The organism is Lacibacter sp. H375 (genome assembly GCF_037892425.1).
In the GTDB taxonomy this organism is placed as follows: domain Bacteria; phylum Bacteroidota; class Bacteroidia; order Chitinophagales; family Chitinophagaceae; genus Lacibacter.
Window position 1 is genome coordinate 4060611 of record NZ_JBBKTT010000001.1, and the last position, 18110, is coordinate 4078720.

The window sequence follows — 18110 nt, forward strand, 5'->3', positions numbered from 1 at the left end:
TTAGTTTGGATTTTACTTGGTTTTCTTAGGATCCAGATCTTTTTAATAAAGCCTTTTTTGGTCTCTTGGTTTCCGCAACAGAATGTTCTGTTTTGGTGGCTTTTGGTTCTTCTTCGGACGTTAGGATAGGTCGGTTCTTCGGTTAGGATGTTTGGATTTTTCTTTGGTTTTTCTTCGGACGTTTGGACTTTTTTGGTTCTTCTTTAGGATTATTGGTGGTTTCTTCAGTTAGGACATCATTGGATTTTTCAACGGTTTTTTGGTTTTCTTACAGGTTGTTGGATTAAAACTATTTCTTAAAAACGGAAGTCGACTGATATTGGATTTTTAATTCTGGTTTTTTAATGGATTTGGATATCAAGTCTAAGTGTTTTTCTTAAATCAGCAGTTTGATTGTGTTTCAATCAACTTCCGATACAAAAGTAAAGGGACTGTTAAGACTTTACAAGAGCACTATTTCTCTTTTTCCCAGCGTCGGTATTTACCCCGTCATGCGTAGAACTACGCATCTCAATTCCGTGTACTTACGTCTCCAATCCAATTATTCTACTAATACCTGCGCATTTCAGCCGTAAAAGACTCCTTAAAACAATAAAGCCGCTGTTTGCAGCGGCCTTATTTATTGCTTAACATTATTGTAAATCTTACTTCGCCAGGGATTGAATGATGTCGTACTTGGTAACAATATGAAAATTGCCGGCCTCATCCTTACTTAATACGGCCCCATTCTCTTTGCTGATGAGTGTACTAAGTCGCTCAATAGGTGTATCAAATGCAACAATGGGCAATGGAGCTTCCATTACGGCCTCAACACTTGCGTGTTTTATTTCGGGATTGGAAAATACTTTATTGAATAACCCATTTTCAGAAATGGAACCAACCTGACCTTCGCCATTAATAACAGGTATTTGTTCAATATCGTATTTCTTCATCAGTTCTACTGCTTCTGCAACTGTGTGCGTGGGTTCAATACTGATCAGTCGGTTATGTGCACGTGAAGAAACAATGTCTTTAAATGTTTTTACATCGAGAAAACCACGTTCCATCATCCACTGATCATTATACACCTTACCAACATAGCGACTGCCATGATCATGAAACACACAAACAACAAGATCATCTTTCTTTAAACGGTCTTTCAATTGCATCAATCCCTGCAAACAACTTCCTGCGCTGTAGCCGCAGAACAAACCTTCTTCTTTTGCAAGGCGGCGAGCCATAATAGCACCGTCTTTATCTGTTACCTGTTCAAAATGGTCGATCACGCTCATATCATAATTCTTCGGTACAAAGTCTTCACCAAACCCTTCGCTTATATATGGATGAACTTCGCCCATATCAATTTCACCGGTGCGGAAATATTTTGTAAGTAAAGAGCCATACACATCTATGGCCCATACCTGTATGTTTGGATTTTTTTCCTTCAGGTATTTTGCAGCACCTGTAATAGTACCACCTGTTCCTGCAGTGCAAACAAAGTGTGTGATCTTACCATCGGTTTGCTCCCAAATTTCCGGGCCTGTTGTTTCGTAATGTGCTAACCTGTTTGCAAGATTATCATATTGATTCATGTGTAAGGAATTAGGAACTTCCTTTGCCAGCCTTGCTGCCACACTGTAATAACTACGTGGATCTTCGGGTAAAACATTTGTTGGGCAAACAATTACTTCTGCACCAACAGCCTTTAAAATGTCAGCTTTTTCTTTCGATTGTTTATCGGTAGTGACGAAAATACATTTGTAACCTTTTACTACTGCAGCCAATGCAAGCCCCATACCTGTGTTGCCACTAGTGCCTTCAATGATAGTGCCGCCGGGTTTTAATCTACCTTCCTGTTCAGCAACTTCAACCATCTTTAACGCCATGCGGTCTTTAATGGAATTGCCAGGATTGAAATAATCAACCTTGGCGGCAACAGTGCAGGGAAGTTGGCGGGTAATTTTATTTAACCTGATGATAGGTGTGTTCCCGATTGTTTCGAGAATATTGTTCTTGATATTCATATCGCAACCATGCTTTTTAGGTGGCGAAGTTACGATGAATACCCGAGTGTAGTTACACGGCCTTCTTATTGCGACGCACGTAACGATCCAGATAGAGTAACCCCATCACAACATTTAACATTAATAATACGTTGAGCCAAGTACTGTTAAGGAGTAGTTTATAATCGAAAGACAAAGATGGTAATTGATAACCTTCACTAGTTCCTGTTGATGAAGACCAATCGATCAATGTAAAACCATAGATCAGAAATCCAACTATCGTAACAATAAAAAATAACCCAATAGAGCGAATGATGTTTTTATTGATGTATTGTTTTGTTGCGGGTGCCGGTTGTAAACCTTTTAATTGATCCATTACATTCATAGTGAAACGCATGGAAGGTTGCTCCAGTTCCATATCTGCCTTCAACAGTTGATTGATCTCTTTTAACTCACTGTACTTTGCTCGCCATATTGCATCAGCAGCAATCATTTGCTCTACAAAAGCAACTTCTTCATTTGAAGAGCTGCCATCAATATAACCCCAGATCTTTTCTTCCATTTGTTGAGTTTGCATACAAACGATTTTAAGAATGAATATAATCTTCTACTTCAACAGAAAAATGCTGTTCCATTTTTTCTCTCAGCTTTTGCCTGGCCCTGTGCAATTTTACTTTTGCATTATTAGGTTGTATTCCCAATATCAAACCAATTTCCTCCAGGCTTTGTTCGCCTTTGTAAAATAACAGCAACAGTTTTGCATCATCAGGTGGGAGGAGGGCAATGGCATCATTCACCATTTTTATTTTCGATTTTTCTTCCACGATATTAGCCTTCATGCCAGCATCCTGTTGATCAGCCAATTCAAATACATGATCCTGGTCGATAGAATGCACCTGTAATTTCTTCTTACGCAAAAAGGTTAAGCACAGCGATGTTACAATTGTATACAACCATGTGCTGAACTTTGCGTCACCCCGGTAATCATTTAAACAACGATATGCTTTAATAAAAGCATTTTGCGCCAGCTCCTCCGCATCTTCCCGGTTCTTTGCATACCGAAAAGCAATTGTGAAAACGAAAGACTGGTAACGGTTAACGATAACCTCGTATGCCCGTTGGTCGCCCTTTAGCACCCGGGTGATGATCTCCTTATCCGTTGAGCCATTATCCATATCTCTGGTTTAGACGCCGCCTGGAACAAGCAGGTTACAGTTGTATTATAAAGTTGAAAAGATTTTTTCGAATCAGCGATTTTTAAAAAATTCTTCCAAAATCTGTAACCGGGTAAACTAAGCCGTAGTCATAGATGCTGTACACATTTTAAAAACAAAAAATCAATTACTATGGGTCCTGCTGAAGTTTTAATTCCGATACTGGTTCCGCTGGGAGCAATGGCGTTGGCATTTGGTCTATTCTATTTAAGGAATAAAGAAAACATGTCGATGATCGAAAAAGGGATGAATCCAAAAGAATTCGCCAACCGCCCTGCACCATATCGCAATCTGAAGTGGGGATTGTTGCTGGTGGGTGCAGGCATTGGACTATTCCTTGCTTATGTTCTGCACACGTATGTATTAAAAATCGATGAAGAAAACCCGGTGATGTACTTTTCTATGATCGGTATTTTTGGTGGACTAGGCCTCATTTATTCTTACCGCATCGAGAAAAAGGAAATACTGGATAAAGAATAACATACCTCAACAACCTTATCAGACGAATAAAGCCCCGCAATTGCGAGGCTTTATTCGTTTATTTCTTTAACTCCTGCAATGCTCTGTTCACAAGCGGATCATAGAAGTTCCGCATTTTCACATAACCTTCCGTATGCCAGAGAAAGCGACTGAGAGAACTGATGAAATTCTTTTTTACTGTTGCCTGTTGTCGTTCTGTAAGTGATGCTAGACTTACGCTGTCGTTTGATATTGAACTGCTGATATAATTATTAATTGATGCATCAGCAGTAATATATTGTTGTAAGGCTGCCGGATCTTTTAATCCTTTCAAAGCCGTTTTATACTTAAGGAAATAGAGATACGCAGCATCGCTTACCTGCTCCCTGATGATCATCCGGCTTGCCTTCGGTAATTGATCAGCAGAATCAACCGGCACATACACATCAGGTGAAATTCCACCGCCACCATAAACAATTCGCCCCCCTTTAGTTTTGTATTTCTTACCGTTATGCGCTGCTGAATCACCATGAAAAAGTTCGCCATTTGTTAAACGCTCGGTGACTTCTGATCTGTAAGTTGCTTTATCTCCCCTGTTATAAGGTTTTTGAATACTGCGGCCAATAGGAGTGTAGTAACGTGATACTGTTAAACGAACAGCACTGCCGTCGCTTAGGGTGAATTGTTCCTGCACCAAACCTTTTCCAAAAGAACGGCGACCGAGAATAGTAGCCCTGTCCCAATCCTGTAATGCACCTGCCAACACTTCACTCGCCGATGCAGAACCTTCATCGATCAAAAGCATCAGTTTTCCATCTTCAAACAAACCTGGTCTGCGGGCTGCATAGCTTTGTTTGGGGTACGACTTACCTTCGGTATAAACAATTTCTTTATCATCAGATAAAAATTCATCAGCCATTTGCACAGCATCATCGAGCATGCCACCGCCATTTCCACGCAGGTCAAGAATGAGTTGCTTCATTCCTTCTTTTTGCAAACGCTCAAGGTTTTGCATGAACTCTTCATAAGTAGTTGCTGAAAATTTAACCACCCTGATATAAGCAATACCTGGTTCAATCATATAGGCAGCGTCCACACTTTTAATGGGGATGATTCCACGTTGAATGGTTAATTCTAAAGGTTTGTTACTGCGAATCAGTTTTATTTTTACTTCTGTTCCTTTCGGGCCACGAAAGATCTTGCGTATATCTTCAGATTTTCTCTTCTTACCGGAAATAATTGAATCATTGGCTGAAATTATGCGATCACCAACCTGTAACCCGGCTTTTTCTGATGGGCCTTTGGGCATTACAAATAATACGTTCAAGGTATCATTCAACATACCGAATTCTAATCCAACGCCTTGGTAGTTGCCCTGCATATCTTCGTTTACAGTTTGCACTTCAACAGGGGGAATATAGGTAGAATGGGGGTCGAGCTGGCTCAAAACATCCTGGATCGCAAATTGCCCGAGCGAATCTGTACTCACTGTATCAACATACTTCTGTTTCACTAATTCAAGGATTTCCTGCACGGGATTTGGCTTTGAATTGCCAAAAAAAGAAGGTGCATAGGTGCCCATATTGTCACGAAGTTTATATCCAAAAAACATTCCGATGATTAGTGATACGGATAAGAGAACAGGCAACCAAACTTGTACTTTCTTTTTATTCATGAACTTGCTTTCTTGTAAAAAGTGCTGCGAATTTCATGAAAATAAAGCATATTGCCCTCTCGCTTTTGTTTCATTTTACATATTTTACAGAAAAGGCCTGAAAAACGTAATAGCGGTATGAGTGCGATTAAACTAATAGCAGATAGCGGAGCGACCAAAGCTGAATGGTGTTTACTGAAGGGTAAGAAGAAAAAAATACTCCTTACTCAAGGCATCAGCCCGTTTTTAATGACCAGCGAACAAATCGCCACTTTACTCAAAAAAGAGCTGAAACCAAAGCTCGCAAAGGAATCGATCAAAGAAATTTATTTTTATGGAACTGGATGCAGCAGTGAGCACAATATCAAAAGTGTAAAGCAGGCTTTGAAGGAAGCTTTTCCTTCAGCAGAAAAAATTAAAGTTGATCATGATATGATGGGTGCTGCAAAAGCGCTTTGTGGTCATGAGAAAGGTGTGGCCTGTATTCTGGGCACCGGTTCAAATTCCTGTTATTTTAATGGCACACGTATTGTAAAAAACAGCCCGGGGCTTGGTTATGTGTTGGGGGATGAAGGCAGCGGCGCTTACCTTGGCCGCAAAGTGATCCAGCATTTTTTATACAACACATTTGATGAAGAGCTGCAGGCAAGGTTTATCTCTAAATACCAAACCGACCGGGTAGAGATTCTTGACAATGTTTACCGTAAACCATTACCCAACAGGTATATGGCTTCGTTTGCATTATTTCTTGCTGAGAACAGGGGACATTATATGGTGGAGAATATTATTGAAGATTCGTTCAACGAATTTTTCTTTAATCACTTATACAAATTCCGTGAAAGCTGGTTGTATCCCATCCACTTCACCGGAGGTGTTGCATATGCTTTTCGTGATGTATTGAAATCGATGTGCCACGCTTATGAACTGCAATGTGGCCGCATCCTTAAAAACCCGATGCAGGGATTAATCGAATATCATAGCTAATTTTGCACCATGGCGGAACAATTTGTACGAATTACAGAACAGGAGTCGCATTATCATCATTTAGAGAATATGACTGTAGCGGAACTGCTGCAAAACATCAATAAAGAAGACAGTACCGTGCCTGCCGCTGTTGAAAAAGCAATTCCCCAAATTGAACCATTAGTTACCGCTATTACTGACAAAATGCTCATGGGTGGCAGGCTCTTTTATATTGGTGCCGGCACCAGTGGCCGCTTAGGTATCGTTGATGCCAGTGAATGTCCCCCAACTTATGGTGTGCCTTACGGTTTGGTCATAGGCATTATTGCAGGTGGTGAAAAAGCAATTACCAACGCCGTTGAATTTGCAGAAGACAATAAGGAGCAAGGTTGGGCCGATCTGGAAGCCCATAATGTTTCAGATAAAGATGTGGTAATTGGTATTGCTGCAAGTGGTACCACACCCTATGTGATCGGTGCCCTGGAAGAATGTCGTAAACGAAACATTATTACGGGCAGCATCAGTTGTAACCCCGGTTCACCAGTTTCAGCCGCCGCAGATTATCCAATTGAAGTAGTTGTAGGTCCTGAATTTGTAACCGGCAGCACCCGCATGAAAAGCGGAACAGCACAAAAACTGGTGCTGAATATGATCTCTACTTCTATCATGATCCAATTGGGCAGGGTAGAAGATAACCGCATGGTGAATATGCAACTCAGCAACGAAAAACTGGTGGATCGTGGTGTAAAAATGCTTATGCTCCGCAGCGGGCTCACCAATTATGAAGAAGCCAGAGATCTATTGCTCACACATGGCACTGTAAGAAAAGCGTTAACCTCCATAGGACAATAGCAAATCCCAACAAACAATAGTCAATAGGCAATCGGCAATACTGTTGCCAATTGGCTATTGACTATTGCCAATTTCTCTTCTCCCGTTCATAAAAATGTAGCAGTGAAAGGTTGCAATTGCTGACAAATGGTTGTAACTTTTATGTCATTTCAATAAACACCAAAAACTGCACATTATGAAAGGGAAATTTCTACTCTCAGCTTTCCTGTTTATCTGTTCAACAAATTTTGCACAAAAGTCTTCGTTTGTTTATGCCATCAGTTCACCTGAAAATCAAAGTAACTGGACGAGTATTCAAATGATAAACAGCAGACAAGGTGATATTGTGCAAACAGTATTTGATCCTGCAAAAAAGTATGTAGCCATATTTGATGCTGTTACTGAAAGAAATATAAACACCTGGCCTACGGCTTCAACTGTTGCTGCTGCAGCATTTGATGCATCAAACCAACGGATGTTCTTTATCCCAATGCGTGTTCCTGAATTACGTTGGGCCGATGTAAGAGAGCCATCATCACCTAAATTTTACACACTCACTTCGCCTTTGTTGAGTCAGTTGAATATGACTGACCCTGCCAATCATATTACACGTATGACCATTGCTGCTGACGGTTATGGATATGCTGCAACAAATGATGGTAACCATCTCTATCGTTTCAGTACCGGAAAAAAACCGCTATTGGTTGATCTTGGAAATATTGTTGATGCGGCAACAAACGGTGCGTTATCTGTACATAGCCAATGCAGCAGTTGGGGTGGCGATATGGTGGCTGGTACTGATGGCTTGTTATATCTCATCACACAAATGAGAAATGTTTACAGTGTTGATCCTGCCACACGTTTTGCTACTCATCTTGGAACGATCAAGGGATTACCTGAAAACTTTACAGTGAATGGTGCAGCTGCTGATAATGATGGACGTGTACTTATCAGTTGCAGCTATGGTAATCAACCTTACTATTATCTTGATCTTACAACATTCAAAGCGGACATAGCATTTGGAAATGAAAAACGCATTAATGCTTCTGATCTTGCTAGTGGCAATCTTGCATCACGTGCTGCTATCAATAACGGACAATATATAACCGGCCGTTCTCAATTTGAAATGGCCAATCAGAAAATTGCCATGTATCCTAATCCGGTTACAGAACGTCGGTTCCAGTTAAATTTTGAAGAAACTGGCAAAGGCATTCACACGATACAGGTATTAGACTTATCAGGAAAAATTCTGCTTAACAAGATCGTAAACATCAGTGGTCCCGGCCAATACGAAGGAGTGGAACTGCAACAACAATTAAGCAAAGGAATGTACATGGTAAAAGTGCTGAACAGTGAATCAAAAACAATTTATTCATCAAAATTTGTGATGCAATAGCTGGCGGGTTTTTAAGGTAACAAGAGCGGCTCATAGCCGCTCTTGTTGTATACAGTAAAAATTATTTTAAGACTAACGCTTGTTTCATCGGCAGCAGCATTTAACTTCACAGCCATAATGAAAAAGACAGTTGTACATATTCACTCCTCATCCATAGCTTCATCGGCTACTGGTACAACTACATTTACAACTACGATCCGCTAAGCGGATTGTATATTACCATATTACCCCAAGGGCATTTTTGCTGCAGAACAAGAAACATCTTCTGATCATTTAACGTAAACTTTTATGCTGGTTTTAAAATTTGGTGGCACTTCAATGGGAAGCGCAGAGGCAATCAAACAGGTTGTTGACATAGTAAAAGAAAAATCAAAGGAATCTTCCGTACTACTGGTGGTAAGTGCAATGAGTGGCACAACCGATTTGTTGCTCAACTGCGGCACAAAAGCTGCTAACGATGACGAATCGTACAAGGAAATTCTTAAGCAGATCGAAACAAGACATCTTGATACGGTGAAATCATTGATCCCTGTGCAGCAGCAAAGCAGTGTGTTGAGTATGGTGAAAAAACTTTGTAACGAAATTGAAGATATCTGCAATGGTATTTACCTGTTGAACGAATCTTCTTTGCGCACCAAAGACAAACTGGTGAGTTACGGCGAATTACTTTCATCTACCATTATCAATGCTGCGTTCAATTCAAATGGCACAGGTTCTGCTTGGAAAGATGCACGTGAACTCATCCGCACCAATTCAAACTACAGTAATGCAATTGTTGATTTTGCAATTACCAATCAACAGATAAAAGATTTCTTAAACAGTACATCTCAAAAGATCATTGTACTGCCTGGCTTTATTGCCAGTGATGCAGACAATATCACTACAACTTTAGGTCGTGGTGGTTCTGATTATACAGCAGCAATTCTTGCAGCGGCAGTTGATGCAAGCGCTTTGGAAATATGGACAGATGTAAGCGGTATGATGACCGCAGACCCACGTTGGGTTCCCAATGCAAAAATTATTCCTTCCATTTCTTACCAGGAAGCGATGGAGCTTTCACACTTTGGTGCGAAGGTGATCTATCCACCAACTATTCAACCGGTGTTATCGAAGAACATTCCGGTATGGGTGAAGAATACTTTTGCAGCAAATGATCATGGAACTGTTATTGAAAACAAATCCGATTCAACCAATATTATCACCGGCATCTCCAGTATCAATTCATTGGCTTTGTTAAGTCTTGAAGGTAGTGGCATGATCGGCATACCGGGTTTCAGCAGTCGCTTGTTTGCGGCATTGGCGAATGCACAGATCAACGTTATTCTCATTACACAAGGTTCAAGTGAACATTCTATTTGTGTGGGTGTGGATGTTGCTTCTGCGGCAAGAGCAAAAGAAGTGGTTGACAAAACATTTGAATACGAAATTGCAACCGATAAAGTTGAACCATTGCAGATCGAAGAAAAACTTTCGATTGTTGCATTGGTGGGCGATCAGATGCGTCACCATACCGGTATCAGCGGAAGAATGTTTTCTGCATTAGGTCGTAATGGTATCAACATCCGTGCAATTGCACAAGGCTCTACAGAACGTAATATTTCTGCAGTGGTTGCTACTGATGATGTGCGCAAAGCAGTGAACGTTTTGCACGAAGAGTTTTTTGAAACAATTCAGAAACAGGTCAACCTTTTTATTGTTGGTACGGGTAATGTGGGCAAGAGATTATTGGCGCAATTAAAACAACAACAAGGATTTCTTGAACAGCATTTGCGTTTGCATGTGAATATTGTTGGCTTGAGCAACAGTCGCAAAATGCTCATTAATGAAAATGGTATTGATCTGAATAAATGGGATGAGCTATTGCAAAATGGTGAAGCATCAAATCTTGATCAGTTTGTACAATCGATCATCAAACGTAACCTCCGCAATTCTGTTTTTGTTGATGTTACTGCCAATGCAATTATTGCAGATGTGTATTCGTCATTGCTTGAAAAGAGCATAGCTGTTGTTGCATGTAATAAAGTAGCTGCTTCATCAAAACTCAGCAACTACAAAAAACTGAAACATCTTTCAACAGAATTCAACGCACCGTTTTTATTTGAAACAAATGTGGGTGCAGGCTTACCGATCATTGGTTCGTTGAATGATCTGATGCGCAGCGGTGACAGAGTGCATCGTATGGAAGCTGTATTAAGTGGCACTCTCAACTTTGTGTTCAATAATTACGACGGCTCAAGACCTTTTGCGGAAGTAGTGAAACAGGCTCAGGATGAAGGTTACACAGAACCCGATCCACGTTTGGATCTGAGTGGTACTGATGTGATGCGCAAAATATTAATTCTTGCACGTGAAGCCGGTGTTCAAATGGAAATGGAAGAAATTACTTGCAATGGTTTCTTACCGGAGAGTTGTGTAAAAGGAAGCGTTGCTGATTTTTACGAAGCCATGAAAAAAGAAGAAGCACATTTTAAAGCCATCTACGATAAAGCTAATGCGGAGAATTGTAAACTGAAATTTGTTGCAAGTTTTAACGATGGCAAAGCAAGTGTCGGCTTACAGCATATACCACCTCAGCATGATCTTTACCATTTGTATGGAAAAGATAATGTTGTTCTTTTCTATACTGATCGTTATAAAGAACAACCAATGGTGGTGAAAGGCGCAGGTGCGGGTGCTGAAGTAACAGCAAGTGGTGTATTTGCAGATATTTTAAGAGCAGCTCAAAAATAATTACGATGAAAGAAGTAGAAGTGAAATGCCCGGCAACTGTCGCCAACCTTGTTTGTGGTTTCGATATTCTTGGTATGGCGCTAAGCGAGCCATACGATCTTATGAAACTGAGATTGATAGATGAGCCGGAAGTTTACATTACCAATAAAGATGAATACGATCTTCCAACTGAACCGGAGAAGAATGTGGCGGGTGTGGTGCTGTTAGCTATCATGGAAAAGATGGACAACAAATTTGGCTTTGAAGTGGAGATCGAAAAACATATTAAGCCGGGTAGTGGACTTGGTTCAAGTGCAGCAAGCGCTGCAGGCGCTGCTGTTGCCGCCAATCAATTATTAGGAAATATTTTTTCAAATGATGAGCTTGTGCAGTTTGCAATGTTCGGTGAAAAACTGGCGAGTGGAGTAAAGCATGCGGATAATATTACGCCCTGCATTACAGGCGGCGTTACATTAATCCGTTCAATTCATCCATTAGATATTGTGCCGCTCAATTCACCTCCGTTGTTTGTTACAGTTGTGCATCCACAGATAGAAGTAAAGACAAGCGATGCAAGACAAATACTTCGCAAAGAAGTGTTGTTGAAAGATGCGATCAAGCAATGGGGGAATATTGCCGGACTTGTTGCTGGTTTTGAAAAAGGCGATACTGATCTCATCGGAAGAAGTCTGGAAGACGTGATCATTGAACCTGTGCGCAGTATTTTAATTCCCGGCTTCGATGAAATTAAAACAAGAAGTAAAGAAGCCGGTGCGTTAGGTGGTGGTATTTCCGGCAGCGGTCCTTCCATTTTTATGTTGAGTACAGAAGAAACAACTGCAAAGAATGTGGAAGCCATTATGCAGGAAGTATTTCATCGGTTGGGAATAGAATACAAAACATATGTAACCTCTATTTCTAAACAGGGAGTAGAAGTGATCAATGGTCAATAAGTAATTGGCAACAGTCAAATCAATTTTCAAATTCTCAAATTTTCAAATTGAAGTATTATAGTCTAAATAAACAATCACCCATCGCTTCGTTCAAAGAAGCAACTATTCTTGGGCAGGCACCGGATAAAGGATTGTATTTTCCCGAAAGTATTCCGCAGGTTGATAAAGATCTCATCAGCAATATCGAAAACATCAGCAATGAAGAAATTGCGTTTCGTGTTATCAAACCATACGTTGCAAACGAAATAAAAGATGATAAACTGTACCGCATCGTATCGGAAACAGTAAACTTTCCGATGCCGCTGGTAAAGGTTAATGACAATATTTCTTCGCTTGAATTATTTCACGGACCTACATTGGCATTTAAAGATGTTGGCGCAAGGTTTATGAGTCGTTGCCTTGGACAGTTTGTAAGAGGCGCTGATAAAAAAGTAACCGTACTTGTTGCGACCAGTGGCGATACAGGTGGTGCTGTTGCAAATGGTTTTTACAATGTGGAAGGAGTGGAGGTGGTGATCCTCTATCCAAGTGGTAAAGTAAGCAGTGTGCAGGAAAAACAATTAACCACACTTGGCAACAATATTCATGCACTCGAAGTAAACGGAACCTTTGATGATTGTCAGCAATTGGTGAAACAGGCTTTTACAGATACAGAATTGAACAAAGAATTATTTCTTACATCAGCCAATTCCATTAACGTAGCAAGATGGTTGCCGCAACAGTTCTACTATTTCTTTGCGTATAAGCAATGGAAACAAAAAGATGAGCCACCTGTTATTTGTGTACCGAGTGGCAACTTCGGTAATATTTGCGCAGGTATCCTGGCGCATATGAGTGGCTTGCCGGTCAATCATTTTATTGCAGCATGTAACGCCAATGACATTGTACCCAACTTCATGCAATCGCAGCAATACCAACCAAAGCCTGCTGTTGCAACTATCAGCAATGCAATGGATGTGGGTAACCCAAGCAACTTTGTCCGAATACTTGAATTATTTCATCAACAGTTTCCGCAACTGAAAGAAAAGTTCAGCAGTGTGAGCATTACTGATGAAGAAACAAAAGAAACCATGAAGCGTGTGTATGATGAATTGCATTACACACTCGATCCGCATGGTGCTGTTGGTTATTTGGCATTAGAACGATACCTGCAAAAACATGTAACTGATAAAGGCATTTTTCTTGAAACAGCACACCCTGTTAAGTTTTATGATGTGGTGGAACCGGTGTTGAATCAAACCATACCATTGCCTGATACAGTAAAAGAAATTATTGATCTTCCAAAGAAATCAACACTTATGAATGTTTCGTTTCAAGAGTTGAAAGATTTTTTGTTGAAAGCCTGATATTTATTTCATCAACTAAGCTGTTTTCCCTAAATTGAGCAAAGAGTTGCCTGCCGTACATAGAACCGTACGTATGCAACTCTTTTTGCTTTATTAACACTCAAAATCAATATGGACAGCGAACTACTGATACAAAACTATCAGACCGGCTCTGCATTATTTGACGAAATGCAGAACAGTGGCCAAATAAGGCTGCCCTATCAAAAGCTGGTCGAGGAACTGAAACAGCACAACATTGCTGATCTCCATCTTAAACACAAGCTGGCAGGTGATCTCTTTATGAGCCAGGGCATCACATTCACGGTGTACAGCGATGATGCAGGTATTGAACGCATCTTTCCATTCGACATTCTTCCACGCATCATCACCGCTGCCGAATGGGCGCATGTAGAAAAAGGAATTCAGCAACGGTTAAAAGCTTTGAATCTTTTTTTAAAAGATATCTATCACGACCAACAGATCATTAAAGACAAAATTATTCCTGCAGAACTCATTGCATCATGTCCGCATTTCCTGCATGAAGTAGCAGGTATTAAAGTGCCGCATGATATTTATGTACACATCTCAGGTATAGATCTTATTCGTGGTGAAGATGGAACGTTTTATATTCTGGAGGATAACCTACGCACACCATCAGGTGTATCGTATATGTTAGAGAACAGGGAAGTAACAAAACGTTTGTTCCCTGATCTGCTATCAAATGCAAATGTGCGGATGGTGAATAATTATCCATTGATGTTGCACAATAACTTAATGTCATTATCACCACGCCCGGTTTCTAATCCAACTGTTGTATTGTTAACGCCGGGCATTTATAATTCCGCTTATTATGAGCATACATTCCTTGCAAGGCAAATGGGTATTCAGTTGGTGGAAGGAAGAGATCTTGTGATCGATAATCACAAAGTGTTTATGAAAACAACCAGTGGTTTGCAACAGGTTGATGTGATCTATCGTCGCATTGATGATGAGTTTATGGATCCGTTATTGTTTAAACCCGATAGTATGTTAGGTGTACCGGGCATCATGGGCGCTTATCGCAAAGGCACCGTTGCATTAGCGAATGCAGTTGGTAACGGTGTTGCCGATGATAAAGCCGTATATGCTTATGTACCTGCAATGATCAAATATTATTTGAATGAAGAAACTATTCTTCCCAATGTTCCTACTTACCAGATGAGTAATGATGATGAGCGCAACTATGTATTTGACAACATGCATAAGATGGTGGTGAAACGCACCAACCAAAGCGGTGGTTATGGCATGCTCATGGGCAACAAAGCGACTGAAGAAGAAATGCGTTTATTTAAGGATGCAATAATAAAAAGCCCGAGAGAGTTTATTGCACAACCGATCATTCAATTATCAACTGTCCCTTGTTTTATTGATGGTGAATTGAAAGCACGGCATGTTGATCTTCGTCCATATGCATTGTGCGGACCGGATGGTATCAAGATCGTTCCTGGTGGATTAACAAGAGTTGCACTGAAAGAAGGCTCGCTTGTTGTAAACTCATCACAAGGTGGGGGAAGTAAAGACACCTGGGTGATTGATTAGGTACGAAGTGAAATGAACGAGATAGAAAATCTGAAATCATAAATCTAAAATCATAACTCATACATGTTATCCCGTGTTGCCGATTCAATGTTCTGGATGAACCGTTATATGGAACGGGCCGAAGGTTTGTTGCGTGTATTACTCACCAACTATGTTTTGTCGCTCGATAAAGGACCGTATGGAGTTCATTCATGGAGACCAGTGCTGGAAACATTTGGTAATCTTTCCGATGAAGAAATGAAGCAGATCGAATATTCATCTGCCAACACATTGCAATATCTTATCCTGAGCAGGGCAAACAGCAATTCTCTCCGTAGCATCATTAATAAAGCAAGGGAAAATGCAAGAGGCATGCAGGATCATATTACTAAAGAAGTGTGGGAAGAGGTGAACCTCATGTATCATACCGTTAATCAGCCGGGCCTCGAAAAAAAATTATCAGGTGCAGAAGCGTTACCCAGTATCGATAAATTATTAAAGCTCTCCTTAACCTACGTAGGTGTTATTGATACCACCATGCCACGAGGTATGGGTTGGAACTTTATGAATATTGGCCGGTTGATTGAACGTGCAGTGCTTACAGCCGATGTTACTTACAAACAATTTGAACAGATCAATTTTGACCTGGATGATCATAAGGATATTCTTTATTGGCGAAATCTTTTGCTTTCTCTTTCAGGTTATGAGTTACACATGAAAAATTACCAGGGCAGTGAAACAAATATGAATGTGCTGCATCAGGCTATCTTCAATCATCATTTTCCACGTTCTGCCGTTTACTCGCTTTCACGTACAGAAAGGTATCTCACAGAAGTGTTGGAAGAAAATGAGCCTCCACAAAAACAAATGATCTATCGTGAATTTGGGCGTATTTACAGCCGTGTAAAATTTGCAGATGAAAGCTCCATCAAACAGATTACATTGCAACGCTTTCTGCAGGATACCAAACAGGACCTGCTGAAATTTTCGCATGTATTAGGTCAACAATTTTTCTCGTACGCTTAGTAACAATAAAGGATGCCCGTTTTTCAGATCCATCACGTAACTAAATATACTTACAACAGGCCTGTAAAGGAAAGTGTGAACCAGTTACGTATTTACCCTGTTGCATCAGATCAGCAGGAAATTTTACAACACGAAGTAAATATTACTACCGATCCTGAACTGTTTTTCTTTCTTGACTATTGGGGAAACCGGTGTGCAGATTTCAGTTTATTGGCAGCACATGCGTCATTGATCATCGACAGCCGAGTAGTGGTGCGTACCATTGGTAAGGAATCGATTCCCTTTGTTAAAAGCACTAGAGAAGAATTGCAGGAGATAGTAGCATCAGATTTTCATTTGCTTGAACTTTCAAGACCTGAAGAAATACTCGCTTCTAAAGCATTGCAACAGATCTTAACCTCACTCGATTGTGAACACAAAACGGTGATGGAGATCGTGGAAGCATGTTCAGGCTATATCTTTTCTGAATTCAAATACATAAAAGGCATCACCAATATTGAAACAACAGTTGATGAAATACTGGAGCATCGTAGTGGTGTGTGCCAGGATTTTGCGCACGTGTTGCTGCAGTTGTTGCGAAGCATGGGTATTCCAAGCCGGTACGTAAGCGGCTATATCTGTCCGAATAAAAATGGTATGCGTGGCGAAGGCGCAACACATGCCTGGGTGGAAGCCTATATACCTCAACTGGGTTGGGTGGGTATCGATCCAACCAATAATGTATGGGTTACAACGCACCATATTAAGCTGGCTGTTGGTCGTGATTTTAACGCCTGTACACCAATAAAAGGGACTTTTAAAGGGCTGGCCAAACAAACACTCTCCGTGTATGTATCTGTAGGTTATGAAGATGGTCAGGTGTTTGAAGAACTTAATGACGTGCAAATGCAGATAACTGAATCAGTGAAAGAAGCAGAGCGTATTGCAGCTGAAGAAGCAGCCCAGCAGCAGCAATAAACCGTATTTCTGTCTCTACAAAAGTCTAGTGGTTTTACTACAGGCAAAAGCAATTTTTCAACTTAACTTCACATTACAATAAACCAATATCCTAAAACCAAAACCTGTGTCCACATGAAAAAGCCATTATTCTTCGACGATCAGGCACATATTGCCGAACAATTTACCATTGTTGAAGACCACACCAGCCAATTAGCCGCTTTAGCCTTTCACAAAGTAAATGCTTACAAACTTTCCTTACAGAACCAGGCCTACTGTATGAGCCGGGCTGAGCTACGAAGTCTCCTTCAATCAACGCTGTTCAACTATGTTCACCCTTGCACAGTGTTGCAGATGGTCAGTTATTTCGACGACAGCAGCGATAATTGATTTTTATTTTTATTTGTCGGTTCATTGCTGAAATTTGCAGGAACTATCAGTTGAAAGATAGGGATGTGAAGTATGCATGATATTGAACCTTTTTACAACTGGCGTCATATTTATGTGAGCGAAGAAGATGAGCACTCACCGTTCTATGGCCGTCAATACTCCGAGTTTGAGTACTCTCAAACTGTTTACAATTATTATATCCATCCGCAATGGGATGAGTTCGGCAGCCGTACGTTGTACCTGAAAATATTGATGGCCGATTACGCCGAGCAATATGCCATCATCGAAATGCTGGGCGAATGGAACGATGCAATTGAAAATGACATCATGGAACTGAAGCGTGAGGTGATCGATAAATTGATGGCGGAAGGCATTTATAAATTTATCATTGTAGCTGAAAATGTACTCAACTTCCACAGCAGTGAAAAAGATTATTACGAAGAATGGTATGAAAACTGTGCTGATGAAAATGGCTGGACAATTATCCTGAATATGCCAGAACAGACACAGTACGATTTCAAAAAATTAAAACTCAACCGCTATCTTGAACTGATGGAACTCGATAACTGGCGTATTTATAAACCTTATCACCTGTTTAAAAAAATTGATGGCGAACTTAACCAACGGTTACTGGTTTAAGAAGCGGGGAAAATACCCTTTAGTAGGTACAGCATATGTCATTTATAAAAGTAAAATTTGCAGTGTGTAATTCGCT

General features: G+C 40.5%; 16 protein-coding genes. 12 read left to right on the forward strand and 4 right to left on the reverse strand.

Annotated elements, in window-relative coordinates; all coding sequences use genetic code 11:
• Window positions 1–644 precede the first annotated feature (644 nt).
• The 3 genes from WG954_RS17345 to WG954_RS17355 are packed head-to-tail and all read right to left on the reverse strand — an operon-like array spanning window position 645 to window position 3157.
• Window positions 645–2003, reverse strand: coding sequence for a pyridoxal-phosphate dependent enzyme (locus tag WG954_RS17345; RefSeq protein ID WP_340438039.1), 1359 nt, complete (start codon window positions 2001–2003; stop codon window positions 645–647).
• A gap of 52 nt (window positions 2004–2055) precedes the next feature.
• Window positions 2056–2559, reverse strand: coding sequence for an anti-sigma factor family protein (locus tag WG954_RS17350; protein ID WP_340438040.1), 504 nt, complete (start codon window positions 2557–2559; stop codon window positions 2056–2058).
• A gap of 10 nt (window positions 2560–2569) precedes the next feature.
• Window positions 2570–3157 carry an RNA polymerase sigma factor gene (locus WG954_RS17355; RefSeq protein WP_340438041.1) on the reverse strand — a complete coding sequence of 196 codons (588 nt, stop codon included), beginning with the start codon at window positions 3155–3157 and terminating at the stop codon, window positions 2570–2572.
• Between the two features lie 171 nt (window positions 3158–3328).
• Here WG954_RS17355 and WG954_RS17360 point away from each other — a divergent pair, with 171 nt between their 5' ends.
• Window positions 3329–3676 (forward strand): DUF6249 domain-containing protein, encoded by a 348-nt coding sequence (locus tag WG954_RS17360; RefSeq protein ID WP_340438043.1) that lies wholly within the window; start codon window positions 3329–3331, stop codon window positions 3674–3676.
• 58 nt (window positions 3677–3734) lie between these two features.
• Here the strand turns inward: WG954_RS17360 and WG954_RS17365 are convergent, their stop codons facing one another.
• On the reverse strand, window positions 3735–5330 hold the full coding sequence (locus WG954_RS17365) for a S41 family peptidase (protein WP_340438044.1): 1596 nt from the start codon (window positions 5328–5330) through the stop codon (window positions 3735–3737).
• 117 nt (window positions 5331–5447) lie between these two features.
• Between WG954_RS17365 and WG954_RS17370 the strand changes: the two genes are divergently transcribed.
• The 11 genes from WG954_RS17370 to WG954_RS17420 all read left to right on the forward strand — a co-directional run bounded on the left by WG954_RS17370 (window position 5448) and on the right by WG954_RS17420 (window position 18034).
• Window positions 5448–6293: an N-acetylglucosamine kinase gene (locus WG954_RS17370; protein ID WP_340438045.1), complete on the forward strand. Its 846-nt coding sequence runs from the start codon at window positions 5448–5450 to the stop codon at window positions 6291–6293.
• A gap of 9 nt (window positions 6294–6302) precedes the next feature.
• Window positions 6303–7124, forward strand: a complete 822-nt coding sequence (murQ, locus tag WG954_RS17375) for an N-acetylmuramic acid 6-phosphate etherase (RefSeq protein WP_340438046.1) — start codon at window positions 6303–6305, stop codon at window positions 7122–7124.
• 175 nt (window positions 7125–7299) lie between these two features.
• Window positions 7300–8499: a T9SS type A sorting domain-containing protein gene (locus tag WG954_RS17380; RefSeq protein WP_340438047.1), complete on the forward strand. Its 1200-nt coding sequence runs from the start codon at window positions 7300–7302 to the stop codon at window positions 8497–8499.
• Window positions 8500–8787: 288 nt separating this feature from the next.
• Window positions 8788–11229 (forward strand): bifunctional aspartate kinase/homoserine dehydrogenase I, encoded by a 2442-nt coding sequence (gene thrA / locus WG954_RS17385; protein WP_340438048.1) that lies wholly within the window; start codon window positions 8788–8790, stop codon window positions 11227–11229.
• Window positions 11230–11234: 5 nt separating this feature from the next.
• Window positions 11235–12161, forward strand: a complete 927-nt coding sequence (locus WG954_RS17390; protein WP_340438049.1) for a homoserine kinase — start codon at window positions 11235–11237, stop codon at window positions 12159–12161.
• A gap of 47 nt (window positions 12162–12208) precedes the next feature.
• The gene (thrC, locus tag WG954_RS17395) at window positions 12209–13507 is read left to right on the forward strand and encodes a threonine synthase (protein WP_340438050.1); all 1299 of its coding nucleotides are present in this window, start codon (window positions 12209–12211) and stop codon (window positions 13505–13507) included.
• A 111-nt stretch (window positions 13508–13618) separates the two neighbouring features.
• Window positions 13619–15064: a circularly permuted type 2 ATP-grasp protein gene (locus tag WG954_RS17400; protein WP_340438051.1), complete on the forward strand. Its 1446-nt coding sequence runs from the start codon at window positions 13619–13621 to the stop codon at window positions 15062–15064.
• Window positions 15065–15127: 63 nt separating this feature from the next.
• Window positions 15128–16069: an alpha-E domain-containing protein gene (locus WG954_RS17405; RefSeq protein WP_340438052.1), complete on the forward strand. Its 942-nt coding sequence runs from the start codon at window positions 15128–15130 to the stop codon at window positions 16067–16069.
• A 12-nt stretch (window positions 16070–16081) separates the two neighbouring features.
• The gene (locus WG954_RS17410; protein WP_340438054.1) at window positions 16082–17026 is read left to right on the forward strand and encodes a transglutaminase family protein; all 945 of its coding nucleotides are present in this window, start codon (window positions 16082–16084) and stop codon (window positions 17024–17026) included.
• Window positions 17027–17140: 114 nt separating this feature from the next.
• Complete coding sequence (locus WG954_RS17415) at window positions 17141–17395, forward strand: hypothetical protein (protein ID WP_340438055.1); 255 nt, start codon at window positions 17141–17143, stop codon at window positions 17393–17395.
• 72 nt (window positions 17396–17467) lie between these two features.
• Window positions 17468–18034 (forward strand): hypothetical protein, encoded by a 567-nt coding sequence (locus tag WG954_RS17420; RefSeq protein ID WP_340438056.1) that lies wholly within the window; start codon window positions 17468–17470, stop codon window positions 18032–18034.
• Window positions 18035–18110 lie beyond the last annotated feature (76 nt).